This is a genomic window from uncultured Psychrobacillus sp. (assembly GCF_938022135.1).
Taxonomy (GTDB): Bacteria; Bacillota; Bacilli; order Bacillales_A; family Planococcaceae; genus Psychrobacillus.
On sequence record NZ_CALIED010000011.1, the window covers coordinates 1 to 16,906 of the forward strand.

Below are 16,906 nucleotides of genomic sequence, written 5' to 3' on the forward strand. Positions count from 1 at the left end.
CGCTTTTCCCCATTTGCCTGTCGGGGCAGTGACAGGCGCTTGCGCTTTTCTTGTTGAAAGAATCTTTGAATGTTATAAGAGAATATTGCATATCATAAAGTAATTCATTAGTATTAATAATCCTGGGAGATATGCAGAAAAGTAAGGCATATTTGACCAGCTATAAGTTGAATGTATGTCGGTTTCTGTATATAATAGCTTTAAATAAGCAAGTTAAAGGACTGGATACTGCAATATCCAGTCCTACAATATGCAGCCGCAGAAAGAGCGGTTGGTCCTAGGTCAGAAATAACCGTCAAACCTTTGCCAGGGGACGGTTATTTCTTTTTTATGAAGAAAATAATCAATGTCACTACGATAGAAAAAGCTGTTAGGAAGACAGCACTTAGCTGCATTAACAAATTGATCGATTCGTAAATTGTCATTGGCATCACCCCTTTGAAAGAAGTGACCGCCGCCCAACCTGGTATGCAATTGCACTTTCTATTATAACATATTTACGAACTAATGTTCTGTTTTATTTATGTAATACTTGTTTATACATTAAAAAACCGCCATTTGGCGGTTTTTAAATCTCTATCTGCATTGGTCTTTTCGCGCGGATATCTCCGAGCAAAAATTTACCATATGGGATAACGTTTTGAATGATAATAGAAATAATAATTGGAATAACTGTACATAATATAGTGTAACCGACAACTCCATATTCAAAGTAATCGTTCAAAATCATGTCCGTAAAAATATGTAAGTACATAATAGCTATGGAATGATTTTCAATTTTTCGAAGCCATTCCAGTGAAAGAATTTTAGTAATTCTTTGGAAAAGGCCTACGATTACAATGATAAAGGAAATCGGGATAATTAAATCTAATAGCATATGATCATAACGAAGAAATTTCATGCTCAGTTTGTAATTTATCAATCCATTTTGATCTAGTAGAATCATTCCAAAAGCTAACGCTCCTGCGCTGAATAGCCAAGGCTTGGTCACATTCATCCACAGTGATTTACCGTAGTAGCCTAAAGAAAAGTATACTACTGCCATCAATACGACATCTAAATTCCATACCATTGGGATAGATTGTGCTGATTCTACTGCTGATTCACTGATTACTTCTCTAGCAAAAATACTTTGAAGATGCGCTGCAATATAGCAAAACGCAAGGAGACTTATTTGTTGTACTTTGCTTAAATATTTTGTCATCCACATAAATAATAGATAAGTAAAGAATAGAGTGGTGACAAACCAGAAAACTCCGTAAGCACCCCGTACGAATCTACCGGCAATGAATAATTTCCATAAATCATTTAAATACCAAGAAAAATCATGGTTTCCTTGGGATATTTCCATACCATATCGAATACCTGTAATCGTTAAAAGGAAAAATAGATAAGGTACCATTAGTTGTAGAAATCTTTTCTTTACTGTTTTATTAGATGATGTATCTTCTTTGATTTCTTTGAAAAAGATTCCACTCAATAGAAAAAATGCTGGCATATGAAACCAGTAAATATACTTTGATAGAGGGAAATCTAGTTCTCCAGGGTAGTGTCCTATAACAACGAGGATCATTAAAAAACCCTTAGTTACGTCTACCCATGTGACTCGTTTCTTGTTCATGATGTTCCTCCATAGCCGTCTCATATGTTTGTATAGCCACTTTTTAGTGAATATAAACTTAAGGAGAGAAAAAAATAATAGAATGGAGGCTTGATAAAAATGACAACTGTTGTTTGTTTTGGTGATAGTATCACCGCTAGAAAGGAAGGTAATCCAAGTCCGGCGCTTACGTATAAGCTATCTCAGAAATTACCGAACTATAATTTTATCAACGCCGGAGTCTCGGGCAATACTACTGAACAGGCGATTGAACGTTTCGCTGCAGATGTAATTGCTAAAAAACCTGACTATGTCACAGTTCTTTTTGGTTCGAATGATTCTGCCACATATCGTTTAGTAGACTTAGAATTATTCAAGCGTAATATAACCACCTTTGCGAAGGTCATTGGTCCAAGTAAGACGATTCTTATTTCACCGCCTCCAGTAGATGAATCTTTTCAGGAGAATCGCTCTAATGAGTCCTTGCTACAATATACAACCGTTGTAAGAGAGGTAGCTGAAGAGACAGGTAGTCACTACATAGATTTTTTTACTGCTATGTATTCAAGAGAAGATTACAAAGAGCTATTAGTTGGCGAAAAGAACGATGGTCTTCATTTTGGGGAAGCAGGCTATGACATGCTGTCCGATTTAATCGCTCAAAAACTTATCGAGATAAACTTGAATCATCCTAAAAAGGGTTTATTGGAAAAGGTAATCGGCTTGTTTTTTGAAAAAGAAAAATAACGTATGTTATTACTGGCATTGGGAAACTCTATACATGAGTATCCAATGAAGGAGTGATAGCAATGCTTCAGTTAAACACAGAATTAGAAGGTAAGACAGCATTTTTTGGAGATTTACATGACCGTATCTCGAGTTTAGGTTATACAATCGGAGGGAACTGGGATTACCATAAAGGTAGCTTTGATTCTATCCTTTGCCGTGAGGAAGGAGAAACCATCTATCTTCGTATCCCTTTTACGGTGACTCAAGGAGAGCTTGATGATTATGAGGCACATATTAAATTCCAATCTCCTTATTTAATCAAACATGTCGTTAACGTTGGTTTAGATAAGGATGAAAATTCGTTGCTAACAACGACTGGATTTGATCAGTTTCAATCACCCGTAGATCAAGACGGTAACATTACCGACAAGAACCGCTGGGAGCATGCTGGCGAGCAGGAAGTAGAAAAAGTGCTTCGATTATTGCAATAACATTAATAGAAGGGCTGTCTCACATAGGTGAGGTGGTCCTTTTGTTTGTTGGAATAGGGATTCGCAAGCTGGTAGGGGGATAGGGAAGGAGATGTGGAAGAGCCTGCGATTGATTGTCGTAAAAGATGTGAGGATTGTAGTAATCTAGAGGTTGATTGTAGTAATCCAGGGGTTGATTGTCGCAAACTACCGGTTGATTGTAGTAATCTAGGCTTTGATTGTCGTAATCGGAGCATTCAGCTATCTGTTAGAGCTGTTCTTCATTCAAAGAGTTCTGTACATATAAATGTCCTAGAGTTACATTATGAGCGGTTATTCTTTATAATAGAGTCAAATAGATTTGTACTTGAAAGGAAAGCGATCGATGATGTATGAGCGATTGATTGATTCGGAGCTGGAGACGGAAGTTTTGGCCCGACAGCTAGCTGAGTTATTACAGCCTGCAGATGTCCTTACATTAGAGGGAGATTTGGGAGCAGGGAAGACAACATTTACGAAAAGTGTGGCGAAGGGTCTTGGAATCACAAGAAACGTGAACAGCCCAACGTTTACCATAATGAAGCAATATGAGGGTAGGTTACCTTTAAACCATTTGGATGTTTACCGTTTAGCGGATAGCGATGAGGATCTGGGCTGGGACGAGCTTTTTTACGGTGATGCAGTAAGCATTATTGAGTGGGCTCATTTAATACAGGAGGATTTGCCGCCTGAACGATTGGCAATACAGATTCATCGACTGGACAATGACAAGCGTCGATTTACGTTTGAGCCTTTTGGGAAGAGATATGAACAATTATGTGAGGAGCTTTTTGAATGATTTGGTTAGGAATAGATACATCTCATACACCGCTTGCGGTAGCAGTCGTAAAGGACGGGCAGGTGCTTGCAGAATATAAGTCCTCTGTGAAGGTAACTCATTCCATTGGAACGATGCCAGCAATAGAGGAGCTTATGAAAAAAGCTAATATTCAGCCTAACGAGCTAGATGCGATTGCGGTGGCAAAAGGGCCAGGCTCTTATACGGGAGTGCGAATCGGTGTGACAATCGGAAAGACGCTCGCTTGGACGTTAAATATTCCAATTTACTCGGTTTCAAGTTTGCAGGTGCTTGCAGGGAACGCACCATATTTCCAAGGGACGGTGTGTTCCATTATGGATGCTCGACGTGGAAATGTATTTGCGGGAATTTATACGGACGGTAAATTAGTTAAGGAATCTCATATGTCTATGGCAGATTTGCTATCTACTTTAGATGAGATGGGGCAGCCCATTTTATTTGTAGGAATGGATGTAGCTCTTCATTGGAACCAAATAAAAGAGGTGCTTGGCGATAAAGTCCACCAAGCAGGAGCATCATTTTCATTACCAAGTGCTGCAGTCCTAATAGAAATTGCGCAAAATATGGAGCCAAAAGACGTACATACTACGGTTCCAGAATATTTACGAATAACAGAGGCAGAGGCAAACTGGATGAAAGAGCAGAAGAAAAATGGAAACTAAAACGATTACCTATCGCAAAATGACTATAGAAGACATAGACCAGGTGCTTTTAATAGAAGAAGAGGCATTCGCACATCCATGGACTAGAGAGGCATTCGAGCATGAAATGACGACTAATCTATATTCCTACTATTTAGTAGCGGAGACAGAGGAAAAGGATATTGTCGGCTATTGTGGGATGTGGATTGTCATGGATGAAAGTCATATCACGAATGTGGCAGTAGCAGAACGTATGCGAGGCCATCGAATTGGAGAAGGCTTGATGCGTGAGGCGATCCGTATTGTAAAGGAACAACAAGGAGTACTTATGACGTTAGAGGTACGCGTATCCAATACGGTTGCAAAAAATTTATATTACAAGCTTGGCTTCCAGGATGGAGGCATTCGTAAAAATTATTATACAGATACACAAGAGGATGCTCTTGTAATGTGGGTGGAATTCAAATGACAAAAGATCAATATATTTTAGGAATAGAAACAAGCTGTGATGAAACAGCGGCTTCCATTGTCAAAAATGGAACAGAAATAATATCCAATGTCGTAGCATCACAAATAGAAAGTCACAAGCGCTTTGGTGGAGTAGTTCCAGAGGTTGCTTCTCGTCATCATGTGGAGCAAATCACACTGGTTATCGAAGAGGCTTTAAAGCAAGCGGACATGACTCCTCAGGATTTAGATGCAGTGGCAGTAACCGAAGGCCCTGGGCTAGTAGGTGCCCTATTAATAGGAATAAACGCTGCAAAAGCATTCTCGTTTGCAAACGGTCTGCCTTTAGTAGGAGTTCATCATATTGCGGGGCATATTTATGCAAATGCGTTGGTCCAGCCGATGGAATTTCCGTTACTTGCTCTAGTAGTATCAGGAGGGCATACCGAGCTAGTGTTGATGAAAGAAGACGGTCAGTTTGAGCTAATCGGAGAAACACGCGATGATGCAGCTGGAGAGGCTTATGACAAAGTAGCTAGAGTCTTGAATCTCCCTTATCCTGGCGGTCCACACATAGATCGTCTAGCAAATGAGAGCGATCAAGCAGTGCCTTTCCCAAGGGCTTGGCTAGAGGAAGGCTCTTATGATTTTAGTTTTAGTGGCTTAAAATCAGCAGTCATCAATTATCAGCATAATGCGGAGCAAAGAGGGGAAGCAATCAATCCTAACCATCTTGCCGCAGGCTTCCAAGAGAGCGTAATAGAAGTACTCACTACTAAAACGCTTCGTGCAGCTAGGGAGTTTAATGTGAAGCAAGTAATTGCTGCTGGTGGTGTAGCAGCAAATAAAGGACTGCGAAAAGCATTGGAAGAAGCATTCCAAAAAGAGAATATTCCTTTTTATGTGCCTCCGATCAAATTATGTACAGACAATGCAGCCATGATCGCAGCTGCTGGTAGCTCTAAATTTTCAGCAGGGCAAATAGGGGATTTAGCGATGAATGGTCGTCCTGGGTTAGAATTAAATAGCTGGAACTAAACGAAATCCTCTTTTCTTCGACAAGAAAAGAGGATTTTTTACCATGTATTATTTCGGTTGTCAATAGAGAACATTCGTACTTATGCACAATTTGTTGATAACTTGTTAGTAAGTTGTGTGTTTTCAATATATTGTGGTTATTTATACTCACAACTTGTGGAAAACTAAGTTTTTAATCTGTGGACAATGTGGATAAACCTGTTGATAGATTGATATGACAGTACTTTTGATGTTAATAAATATGTGGAAAAAGATTTTTAGGAAAAAGGGGCTTGACCTATATATGCCATCGTTCGACAAAATACAACATGGGTATCTGATATCCTGTTAGAGCGATTAGATAACTTTGTACCATAAACCGACTCGATCAATTTAATAATTGGTTGGCTTGTCCCATTAATCTGACTGTTTTCTTTATAAATTGAATAGTTAATCCCAAAAACAAATAGTTCGACATTATATATTTTTCCCCATATAAAAAAAGGTAAACCGAGTCAATCGGCTTACCCTGTAATTTCTTCTAATTGTTCCTGTAGCTCCAGCCATTCATTGGAGATAGTGTCTTGCTTTACCTTAAGGTTATCGAGCTCACTCTGTAATTTTTGGACTGCCTCATGATCCTGGAAGACTTCTGGATCACATAGCTTTTCCTCGAGTAATGCGATTTCTGAATCGATAGCAGGAATTTGTTCCTCGAGCTCATCGATTTGACGTCGAATTTGTCTTTCCTTTTTCTTCGCTTCTTTATCAATCGTCGAGGTATTGACCTTTTGGACGACTGTATTTTGTGCAATCGAGCTTTCCATTGCTAATTCCTCGAGCTCTTCCTTTTTCTCTAGATAATAGTCATAGTCACCTAAAAACAGTGTTGCTTCTTTGGAGGAGAGTTCAATTACCTTTGTTGCAATTCGGTTAATAAAATAACGGTCATGTGACACGAAGATAATTGTTCCAGGGAAATCGAGCAAAGCATTCTCTAAAACCTCTTTGCTATCTAAATCTAAATGGTTCGTAGGCTCATCTAGAACTAGCGTATTTGATTTCAATAGCATGAGCTTGGCAAGTGCAAGTCTAGCCTTTTCTCCACCGGATAGCGTAGAGACGGTTTTTTGCACATCGTCTCCAGAGAACAGGAAGCGACCTAGTACATTGCGAACATCCTTTTCATTCATGAGAGGCCATTCATCCCATAGCTCTTTCAAAACGGTTTTATTGCCGGAAAGAGCTGCCTGTTCCTGGTCATAGTAACCAAATTGCACATTCGTCCCGTATTGAATATGCCCGCCAGCAGATGGAAGCTGCTTCATAATTGTTTTCAGCAAGGTGGATTTACCGACGCCATTCGGTCCAACTAATGCAATCCGGTCCTGCTTGTACACAGAAAATGAGATGTTAGAGGAGACGGTTTTATTGGAGTAGCCAACTGCCACGTCCTCTAAGCGCAAAACGTCGTTACCACTAGGCCGGTCGATGGTAAAACCGAAGTTAGCAGATTTTTCATCGCCATCAGGTGCATCCATCCAGTCTGTCTTCTCGATTACTTTTCTTCGAGACTGCGCCATCTTGGTTGTGGAGGCACGAGCCAGGTTACGACTAACAAAATCCTCTAGCTTTGCCTTTTCCTCTTGTTGCTTCTCATACTTCTTTTTATCCAGCTCATAATTTTTTGCCTTTTGCGTTAAATAGGCACTGTAGTTACCAACGTATCTCGTAACATTATGGCGAGAAACCTCGTACACTAGATTTACTACCTGATCTAGGAAGTACCGGTCATGGGATACGATTAAAATGGCTCCACTATAGTTTTTCAAATAGTTTTCTAAGAAGCTGAGTGTTTGGATATCCAAATGGTTTGTAGGCTCATCGAGTATGAGTAAATCGGGCTTACTTAATAGCATTTTAGCTAAAGCTAGGCGCGTTTTTTGTCCGCCAGATAAGGCTTGTACAGGCTTGTCATAGTCGTCCGGGAAAAACTGCATCCCATGTAAGATAGAGCGGATGTCAGATTCAAAGCGATAGCCACCAGCCTCGTTAAATGCAAGCTGTAACTCGTCATATGTAGCAGCTACTTTAGCGTAGGCTTCTGAATCCTCATAGACAGCAGGGTCAGCCATTTGGGCTTCTAATGAACGTAATTCTTTTTCGGAGTCTATTAAATGACTGAAGATGGATTTCATTTCCTCCCAAATGGTCAGCTTGGATTCTAAACCGGCATGCTGTTCTAAGTAGCCTAGTCTAATATTTTTTGGCAGGATAATGTCACCGGAATCATAGGACATTTCTCCAGCAATTATTTTAAGTAAGGTAGATTTCCCAGCACCGTTACGACCGACTAGTGCAACTCGGTCACGGTCTTGAACCTCTAGCTTTACGTTTGTTAATATATCTTCCCCGTTAAAGGATTTAGTTACTTGGTTTACTTGTAAAACGATCACGATTATTTGCACCTCAATTCTATCCTAAGTGTAATAGATAGGACTTGTCGTTGCAACGTTCTCCCTTTACAATGAAAGAAAGGTAACGTGAAAAAATGAATTTGCCTTATACATTAGGAGGATACTTATGAAACGTGATGTACCTCGCATTCCTCAAGCGACGATGAAACGACTTCCTTTATATTATAGATTTTTGCAAAGCTTTCACAATGCAGAGCATAAACGTATTTCATCCCAACAGCTAAGTGAAGCGATGAAAATCGACTCGGCAACCATCCGGAGAGACTTTTCTCATTTTGGTGCATTAGGTAAAAAAGGCTATGGCTACGATGTACCCCATCTACTAGAGTTTTTCAGAAAAACATTAGATCAAGACGAAGCCGCGAAGGTTGCATTGATAGGTGTTGGTAGCTTAGGGACAGCATTTGTAAAATATAATTTCCAAAAAAATCATAATACTAGAATAGTAGTCGCATTTGATACGAAGGCACCACTCGAAGGAACCATTATTAGCGATATCCCAGTTTTTCATTCCAGTGTGATGCTAGAAAAACTGAAGGAATACGGAATTGAATTAGTCATTTTCACTCTTCCAAGCCGTTCTGCCCAAGAGGTGGCCAACCTCCTAGTTGGATCAGATGTAAAGGGGATTTTAAATTTCACTCCTGTTCCAATCAGCACCCCTGAAGAGATTCGCGTACATACAATAGACCTTTCCGTAGAACTTCAAACACTAATCTATATGATTCGAAACGATATATAGAAAAGCGAAGGCGCCTGTCACTGCCCCGACAGGCAAGGCGGTGCAGCTAGACACCAAGAAAAGCGAAACCGCCTATGTCTGCCCCGACAGGCAAATGGGGAAATGCGAGGAGGCAGCTCCTCAGCCACCGGAGTATTTACCCATTTGACCCCGAGGGGCAAGGCGGAGTAGTTAGACACCAAGAAAAGCGAAACCGCCTATGTCTGCCCCGACAGGCAAATGGGGGAAAGTGAGGAGGCAGTTCCTCGCAGTTCATGTTCTCTAGAGTTAGTATTAGCTGTGATCTGAGCTTACACTTAGGATTTAAGCACCGAGGTTATAATCGGTGCTTTTTTCAGTTTTCCTGTATACTTAATTTTATAAAAGGATAATTTTGAGATAAGAGGTGAATGTATGTTTTTAGACCATATTGTTCATTTTGTAAATAAAAAACCTACAGAAGTGACCGGAGATTGGCAACAGCAAGGAATTCATGCCGTGGTTGGTGGACAGCATTTAAACTGGGGGACGTATAATGCGCTTCTTTATACGAAAAATAGTTATGTAGAATGGTTAGCGATGGAAGAGGAACAGGTAGCTAGGCGTGTAGTACACCCTTTAGTAGAATTAATGCTCCATGATTTAAAAGAAGGTCCAGGTTTTGGAACGATTTGCATTAGGGCAAACGATTTGGAAGTACTTAGAAAAGACTTAGAAAATAAAGGTATAGAAACAACAGGAGTATTGTATGCTGAAAGAAAGACAGCGGCTGGATCTTTACGTAAATGGAAAATGCTATTTATTAAAGAAGAAGTTAGTGACAGCTTACCTGCGCCATTTTTTATAGAATGGGAAGAAACGGATGATGAAAGATATGAGTTGCTTCAGAAGGAGGGAACAGTGAACAATAGTAATCTCCAACTTACCATTGAGAGCTGTGAGTTTCATGTAGAAAATCCAAGGGAAGTAATAGAGAAATGGACTAGCTATCTGAATGTTACTTACGATCACCAAACGTTATTCTTACCCAATACAAATTTAATATTTAAACAGCTGAAACAAGGGACTAAAGAAAGGCTTGTTAGTGTGCAAATTAAAGGCCTCCCTAACCAAGAAGCTATAATTTACGAACAAGGAGTATATCGTTTCGATTAAGAGGAGGATTTTATAATGGAACAGTTAGATGAAAGAGCGATTGTAGTTGCAGTTAAGCTACAAAAAGATGAGCATTTCGAATATGAATTAGAGGAGCTTATTAATTTAGCTGCAGCTTTAGACGTGGAGGTTGTTGGTGAAATCACTCAAAATTTAGAGCGAGTGACATCTTCTCATTATGTAGGAACAGGTAAAGTAGAGGAGATAAAAAATCTCTTCGATGCTACAGATGCAAATCTCGTTATATTTAACGATGAACTTTCTCCATCTCAAATAAGAAACCTAGAGCGGGATTTAGAATGCAAGGTAATAGATCGTACTATGCTAATTTTAGACATTTTTGCAAGACGTGCAAAATCTAATGAGGCACAAATGCAAGTGGAACTAGCACAACTTCAATATATGCTACCGAGACTTGTCGGTCTGCGAGCCTCCCTTGGTCGTCAGGGTGGTAGTACGGGTGGAGGAGTTAGTAACCGTGGTGCTGGGGAAACAAAGCTAGAACTGGATCGTCGTAAAATCGAAGACCAAATAGCAAAGCTGAAGAGAGAGCTAGAACTAGTTAAGGATCAAAGGGAAACGCAAAGAAAGCAACGTAAAAAAAATAATATACCTGTTGTTTCTCTAGTTGGCTATACGAACGCCGGAAAGTCTACGATTATGAACCAACTGCTTCAAAAGATTGGACAAGAACAATCGAAGCAAGTATTTGAGAAAGACATGCTATTTGCTACATTGGAAACTTCCGTCCGTCAAATTAAACTACCAGACCAAAAGGAATTCCTATTAACTGATACAGTAGGATTCGTCAGTAAACTACCCCATCATCTAGTGAAGGCATTCCGATCAACACTTGAGGAAGCAAGGGACGCTAATCTACTATTACACGTGGTCGATGTTTCTAATGATGAACACCGATATATGATGGATGTGACGAATGAAACGCTACTTGAAGTAGGAGTAAAGGACGTTCCAACAATTTTTGTTTACAATAAATCCGATTTAGCAGACATGATGTACCCACACGTTGCAGGAAGTAATATCTGGATATCTGCAAAAGATGGGAAAGGTTTAGATGAACTACTAGATATTATAAAAAAATATATATTCTCTGACTATGTTCAGTGCGATCTGCTAATTCCATTTGATCGAGGAGATATCGTTTCATATCTGAATGAGAAAGCCACGGTTAAGTCGACCTCATATGAGGAAGAAGGAACGCTAGTACACGTGGAATTAAAAAAATCAGATTATGATCGTTTAGAAGAATTTGTGTATCAACCATAAAAAGAAGAAGCTCCGAATAATTTTCGGAGCTTCTTCTTTTTTTATGCTGTTTTTTCAAATTAGCTCAGTATATTGTAGTTTAAACTTGTTGAAACTGTATGTTATGAAGTCTTGCAAAAATACCTTCTTTAGCCACAAGCTCGTTATATGATCCATCTTCAGCAATTCCATCCTCAGTTACTACAATTACCCGGTCCGCGTCTCTAATTGTCGCTAAGCGGTGGGCAATTATAAGAGTTGTACGATCCTCTGCCAACTCCATTAGTGATTGCTGGATAATTTTTTCTGTTTCTGTATCGAGAGCAGAAGTTGCCTCATCCAAAATGAGAATAGGCGGATTCTTTAAAAACATTCGAGCTATTGCCAGTCTTTGTTTTTGTCCACCTGACAATTTTAGTCCACGCTCTCCTATTTGTGTATCATACCCAGCTGGTAAGGAAGCGATTAAGCTTTCTAAATGTGCTTTCTTAGCTGCGCTACGAATTTCCTCTTCCGTAGCATCCTTTTTTCCATAAGCAATATTTTCTCGAATGGTGCCGGTAAACAAAAATACATCCTGTTGGACTATTCCGATTTGTGAACGGAGTGATTGAAGCGATAAATCTTGTATATTGATCCCATCAACAGAAATTGCCCCGTCACTAACATCGTAAAAACGAGGTATTAAGGAACAAATGGTTGTTTTACCTGCCCCGGAAGGGCCAACAAACGCTACTGTTTCACCAGCACGTATGGAAAGGTTAATATCCTTTAACACAGTTTTGTGCTCATCGTATTGGAAGCTAACATGACTAAAGGAAATATTACCGTTTAAATGATTTACTTGAATTGCATTCGGTTTATCTTCGATTTCAGGCTCTTGCTCCACTAATTCTAAGAAGCGCTTAAATCCAGCCATTCCTTTTGGATATAATTCCAATAAAGCGGTAATTTTATCCACTGGCTTAATTAGTACATTTACATATAAAATAAAACTTACTAGCTCTCCATAAGTTATGTAGTTTTGAAAAGAGAACCATGCTCCTACTACCAGGACAACTAAAGTTACTAGCCTTGTCATCATATAGATGGTAGAATGAGTACCTGCCATGACTTTGTAAGCTTTTAGTTTCGCTATTCGGAATTGTGAATTATCTTCCTTGAATCTTGAAATTTCAAAATTTTCATTTGTAAAGGATTGGACAACTCGTACTCCGGAAACGCTGTCTTCTACTCTTGCATTGACGTCAGCGATTTTCCCGTACATATTTTTCCAAGCTTTATTCATCATGATATTCCCATAGGTTGCTACAATAGATAAAAATGGAACCATTATAATAGCAATAATAGCCAACTCGGGATTAATGTTGAACATAATAGTGAAGGTACCTATAATAGTCATTATGGCAATAAATAGGTCCTCGGGTCCATGATGTGCTAGTTCTCCGATATCAAACAGGTCATTTGTGATTCTACTCATAATGTGGCCCGTTTTCGTGTTATCAAAAAAACGAAATGATTGTCGTTGGACATGGTTAAATAGTTTTTGTCTCATATCTGTCTCAATGTTAATACCTAACTTGTGCCCCAAGTAGCTCACGATATATTGGAGTACAGTACTAATAATATAGACGAATAAGAGAACTATACCTACACGAACGATTGTCTCCCAATTTCCTGAGGGCAGAAGGTCATCGATAAACCATTGCACAGCTACTGGGAATGCTAGTTCTAAAATTGCAACAAAAACGGCACTGCTAAAATCAATAATAAATAATCGTTTATGTGGTTTGTAAAATGAAAAAAATTTCTTGAGCATTTCGTATCCCCTTTTCATTATCATAACGACTATTATAACGAATAATTTCAGTTGTCGAAATATTATAATGTTTCTTTTTTGAAAGAATAGGAAATATTTTAATTATTATTTTGTAGAAATGAGGCGTAATTAGATGTTATCGAAAGAAGAAATAGTAAAATCCGTACCGCAAACAGGATTTTTTGGACAGCCGAAAGGGCTTCTATCTTTGTTCTTTACGGAGTTTTGGGAGCGTTTTTCATACTACGGTATGCGCGCAATTTTAATCTATTATATGTATTACGAAGTGACTCAAGGCGGTTTAGGGCTAGAACGATCAACAGCTAACTCTATTATGGCTGTTTATGGTTCCTTAGTTTATATGTCTGGGATTATTGGTGGTTGGATAGCCGATAGACTATTCGGTACTACTAGAACAGTGTTCTATGGCGGAGTATTAATTATGATCGGTCATATTGTACTGGCATTCCCAGGTGGTTTAACTACCTTATTCATATCCATGGCATTTATCATTATTGGTACTGGTTTATTAAAGTCTAATATTTCTACTATTGTCGGTGATTTATATTCCGCTGAGGATGCTCGTAGAGATTCAGGTTTCAGTATTTTCTATATGGGTATTAATATGGGAGCTTTCATTGCACCATTAATTGTTGGGACAATCGGCTTAGAGTATAACTTCCATTTAGGATTTGGTTTGGCAGCTGTAGGTATGGCAATCGGATTAGTAGTCTTTTTACTAACTAAGAAAAAATATTTAGGCTTGGCAGGATCTTATGTACCAAATCCGCTTACTAAAGAAGGAAAGAAAAAATTCTTTACGAGATTAGCAATAGCTGTAGTAATTATTGTTGCACTTGGTTATTATCTGATTCAAGCTGGTATTATGACGATTAACGTTTTCACTATGACTATCTCCATACTTGGTATTTTAATCCCAACTCTATACTTCATTATTATGTATAGAAGTGATAAGTCAACGGAAGATGAAAAGTCTCGTTTACTTGCTTACATTCCACTTTTCGTAGCAGCTATGATGTTCTGGGCAATTCAAGAACAAGGTTCTAACATTTTAGCTCAATATGCAGATGAGCGTGTAGATCTAACTCTTGGGTCATTTGAAATTTCACCTGCGTGGTTCCAATCGTTGAATCCATTATTTATCATCGCCCTTGCTCCAGTCTTTGCGTGGCTATGGGTGAAACTTGGGAATAGACAACCGTCAACCCCTCGTAAATTTGCATATGGGTTATTCTTTGCGGGTCTGTCCTTTGTCGTAATGATTTTCCCTGCTTACTTTAATGGTACTGATACGTTAGCTAATCCTATGTGGCTTGTTCTAAGCTTTTTCTTAGTAGTACTTGGTGAGTTGCTTCTTTCACCAGTTGGTTTGTCTGCAACTACAAAGCTAGCTCCAGCTGCTTTTGCTGCACAAACGATGAGTTTATGGTTTATGACAAATGCCTCTGCACAAGCAATTAATGCGCAGGTTGTAAAATTGTACAAGCCAGAAACAGAAATTATGTACTTTGGAGTAATAGGTGCAATTGCAATAGGGTTAGGGGTAATTCTTTATCTAATGACACCGGTCATCCAAAAATACATGCGTGGTATTCGTTAATTTGTAAAAAAAGTGAAACCTTTCAATAATTTGTTCGTATGTTAAGTGTGAAACAAAGAAGGGATGGGACTAACATGAAGAAATGGAAAATGCTATTAGCGGCTACTACGATGACTTTTGCATTAGCTGCTTGTAACGACACTGCTACGCCGGCTAATAAGGAAGTAAAAGAAACTACTGATATGACTTTGGAAGAAGTATATAACAAGTCAATGGAAGTATCTGAGGAACTGAAAAGTGTTTCTGCTAAAGTGAATCTACACCAAAAAATGAATATACCAAGTGAAGAAGCAAACGTAGAGCTTAAGGCTGACATGGATATGGATGTAGTTATTGAACCAATGCAAATGCACCAAAAAGGAACAACTTCTATGAAAACAGAAGACGGATCAATGGACGAGTCGATGGAAACAGAGATGTACTTCAATGGAACTGAGTTCTATATGTATGAGGGAACAGGGAAGCAGTGGATGAAGCTACCAACAGATGCACTGGGTGACGTCATGGCACAAACTAACTCAGCTAATCCTGCTAGCTCGCTTGCTGAACTTGAAGATTATATTAAAGACTTTAAATTTGAACAAGATGATAAAAATTATATTTTGACACTTGATGCATCAGGTGACAAATTTAATGAATTAGTACAAGCTCAAATAGATGAAACGCTTCAAAGCATGGCACAGGCTGGAGAAGACGTACAGCTAGATGTAAAAATTAATTCAATCAGCTATTTAATTCATATTGATAAAGAGAGCTTCCAAACTACTAAGGTTGATGTTACTGTAGATATGGATATGGAGGCAGAAGGCGAATCTATTAATATGAATCAAGATATGAAGACAGATTTCTCTAACTTTAATGGAGTAGAAAAAATTGAAATTCCTCAAGAAGTTATTGATAGTGCGATAACTATATAAAAATGAGTAAAGCCTGCCTATAATTGTTGGATAATTCAACATTTATAGGCAGGCTTTTTCTATTTCCTTCAAGCCCTTTAGTTTTTTAAAGTTTTCTTAATAAAGTAATGTTAGGAAACATTAAATTTAGGGAACAATAAAAGGGGAAAATTATTTAATAAAAGGAAGGTTAGCATGCTAACCTCTTTGACTTGGCATATGTAAGGAGGCAATATCAATGTATGACTGTATTATTATCGGAGGCGGCCCCGCAGGCCTGGGTGCTAGTTTAACTTTAGGAAGAGCGCGAAGAAAAATTGCCTTATTCGACGATGGGACAAATCGTAATAGAGTAACTCATGAATCACATGGATTTATAACAAGAGATGGCATAAAACCACATGAATTCAAAGGGATTGGGCTAAGCGAATTAAAAAATTACCCGAATGTAAGTTACTTTAATAAGACCATTATTGAAGTAAGGAGAGAGAAAGAGGAAGGTAATTTTATCGTTAAAACAAGAGACAATAATGAATATGTTTCCGAAAAATTATTGCTCGCAACAGGTATTCAGGAAGTATTTCCGATTGAAAGTATTCGGAAGTTCTATGGAAAAAGCCTCTTTAGTTGTCCTTATTGTGATGGGTGGGAGTTACGGGATAAGCCACTTCTAATTCTAGCTGAAAAGGAAGAACACATCCTTCATATGGTTAAACTCATTTATAATTGGTCAAATGACCTGTTGGTGCTAACTAATGGAAATGACTTATCACAGGAAGGTATGCGCGAGCTTGCCAAGCATAATATTGAAATAAAAAATGATCGAATAGAGGAACTTGTAGGTGAAGAGGGTTATCTCAAAGAGGTAAAGTTGGCGTCCGGTGAGATTATTAATAGAACTCTTGGATTTGTTGCTCCCACGTATTATCGCCCAAACTATTTTGCTGAGAAATTAGGTTGTGAAATAGACGAGAAAGGAAGGGTGATGACTGATCCACGTTGTCGCACAACACAAAAAAATGTATATGTCGCTGGAGAATCTAGGAAGCCTATACCTTCATCTCTTATGATTGCAGCTGCAGATGGAAACAAGGCGGCCGTCTCCATTAACACAGATTTGACGGAGGAACGATTCTAGTATTTTTATAATTGCATCTTTGACTCATTAAAATCTGTCTATTCTCCTAA

At 38.7% G+C, this 16,906-nt stretch carries 15 protein-coding genes; 12 read left to right on the forward strand and 3 right to left on the reverse strand.

Annotation, left to right across the window (positions count from 1 at the left end):
* Nucleotides 1-568: 568 nt before the first annotated feature.
* Nucleotides 569-1,621: an acyltransferase family protein gene (locus Q0371_RS02015; protein WP_298467662.1), complete on the reverse strand. Its 1,053-nt coding sequence runs from the start codon at nucleotides 1,619-1,621 to the stop codon at nucleotides 569-571.
* Between the two features lie 99 nt (nucleotides 1,622-1,720).
* Here Q0371_RS02015 and Q0371_RS02020 point away from each other — a divergent pair, with 99 nt between their 5' ends.
* From Q0371_RS02020 to tsaD, 6 genes are all read left to right on the forward strand, one after another.
* Nucleotides 1,721-2,347: a GDSL-type esterase/lipase family protein gene (locus tag Q0371_RS02020; protein ID WP_298467665.1), complete on the forward strand. Its 627-nt coding sequence runs from the start codon at nucleotides 1,721-1,723 to the stop codon at nucleotides 2,345-2,347.
* Between the two features lie 62 nt (nucleotides 2,348-2,409).
* Nucleotides 2,410-2,820, forward strand: coding sequence for a YugN family protein (locus Q0371_RS02025; RefSeq protein WP_298467668.1), 411 nt, complete (start codon nucleotides 2,410-2,412; stop codon nucleotides 2,818-2,820).
* Nucleotides 2,821-3,184: 364 nt separating this feature from the next.
* Entirely contained in the window at nucleotides 3,185-3,637 is a 453-nt protein-coding gene (gene tsaE, locus Q0371_RS02030) for a tRNA (adenosine(37)-N6)-threonylcarbamoyltransferase complex ATPase subunit type 1 TsaE (protein WP_298467671.1), read from the forward strand.
* Nucleotides 3,634-4,320, forward strand: a complete 687-nt coding sequence (gene tsaB, locus Q0371_RS02035; protein WP_298467673.1) for a tRNA (adenosine(37)-N6)-threonylcarbamoyltransferase complex dimerization subunit type 1 TsaB — start codon at nucleotides 3,634-3,636, stop codon at nucleotides 4,318-4,320. The genes tsaE and tsaB overlap by 4 nt, the downstream gene beginning before the upstream one ends.
* Nucleotides 4,310-4,768 carry a ribosomal protein S18-alanine N-acetyltransferase gene (gene rimI, locus Q0371_RS02040; RefSeq protein ID WP_298467676.1) on the forward strand — a complete coding sequence of 153 codons (459 nt, stop codon included), beginning with the start codon at nucleotides 4,310-4,312 and terminating at the stop codon, nucleotides 4,766-4,768. The genes tsaB and rimI overlap by 11 nt, the downstream gene beginning before the upstream one ends.
* Nucleotides 4,765-5,784, forward strand: a complete 1,020-nt coding sequence (tsaD, locus tag Q0371_RS02045) for a tRNA (adenosine(37)-N6)-threonylcarbamoyltransferase complex transferase subunit TsaD (protein ID WP_169360462.1) — start codon at nucleotides 4,765-4,767, stop codon at nucleotides 5,782-5,784. The genes rimI and tsaD overlap by 4 nt, the downstream gene beginning before the upstream one ends.
* 503 nt (nucleotides 5,785-6,287) lie before the next feature.
* Here the strand turns inward: tsaD and Q0371_RS02050 are convergent.
* The gene (locus tag Q0371_RS02050) at nucleotides 6,288-8,219 is read right to left on the reverse strand and encodes an ABC-F family ATP-binding cassette domain-containing protein (RefSeq protein WP_298467681.1); all 1,932 of its coding nucleotides are present in this window, start codon (nucleotides 8,217-8,219) and stop codon (nucleotides 6,288-6,290) included.
* A 127-nt stretch (nucleotides 8,220-8,346) separates the two neighbouring features.
* Between Q0371_RS02050 and Q0371_RS02055 the strand changes: the two genes are divergently transcribed.
* The 3 genes from Q0371_RS02055 to hflX all read left to right on the forward strand — a co-directional run bounded on the left by Q0371_RS02055 (nucleotide 8,347) and on the right by hflX (nucleotide 11,403).
* Complete coding sequence (locus tag Q0371_RS02055) at nucleotides 8,347-8,982, forward strand: redox-sensing transcriptional repressor Rex (RefSeq protein ID WP_298467683.1); 636 nt, start codon at nucleotides 8,347-8,349, stop codon at nucleotides 8,980-8,982.
* Nucleotides 8,983-9,375: 393 nt separating this feature from the next.
* Nucleotides 9,376-10,116, forward strand: a complete 741-nt coding sequence (locus Q0371_RS02060; RefSeq protein WP_298467685.1) for a VOC family protein — start codon at nucleotides 9,376-9,378, stop codon at nucleotides 10,114-10,116.
* 15 nt (nucleotides 10,117-10,131) lie between these two features.
* The gene (gene hflX / locus Q0371_RS02065; protein WP_169358484.1) at nucleotides 10,132-11,403 is read left to right on the forward strand and encodes a GTPase HflX; all 1,272 of its coding nucleotides are present in this window, start codon (nucleotides 10,132-10,134) and stop codon (nucleotides 11,401-11,403) included.
* 79 nt (nucleotides 11,404-11,482) lie between these two features.
* Here hflX and Q0371_RS02070 read toward each other — a convergent pair whose 3' ends face one another.
* Nucleotides 11,483-13,201, reverse strand: a complete 1,719-nt coding sequence (locus Q0371_RS02070) for an ABC transporter ATP-binding protein (RefSeq protein WP_298467690.1) — start codon at nucleotides 13,199-13,201, stop codon at nucleotides 11,483-11,485.
* A gap of 133 nt (nucleotides 13,202-13,334) precedes the next feature.
* Between Q0371_RS02070 and Q0371_RS02075 the strand changes: the two genes are divergently transcribed.
* From Q0371_RS02075 to Q0371_RS02085, 3 genes are all read left to right on the forward strand, one after another.
* A complete protein-coding gene (locus Q0371_RS02075) occupies nucleotides 13,335-14,822 on the forward strand; it encodes a peptide MFS transporter (protein ID WP_251553304.1) in 1,488 nt (495 codons plus the stop codon).
* A gap of 74 nt (nucleotides 14,823-14,896) precedes the next feature.
* A complete protein-coding gene (locus Q0371_RS02080) occupies nucleotides 14,897-15,739 on the forward strand; it encodes a DUF6612 family protein (RefSeq protein ID WP_298467694.1) in 843 nt (280 codons plus the stop codon).
* A 211-nt stretch (nucleotides 15,740-15,950) separates the two neighbouring features.
* Nucleotides 15,951-16,856 carry an NAD(P)/FAD-dependent oxidoreductase gene (locus Q0371_RS02085; RefSeq protein ID WP_298467859.1) on the forward strand — a complete coding sequence of 302 codons (906 nt, stop codon included), beginning with the start codon at nucleotides 15,951-15,953 and terminating at the stop codon, nucleotides 16,854-16,856.
* The last annotated feature ends 50 nt before the right edge of the window (nucleotides 16,857-16,906 follow it).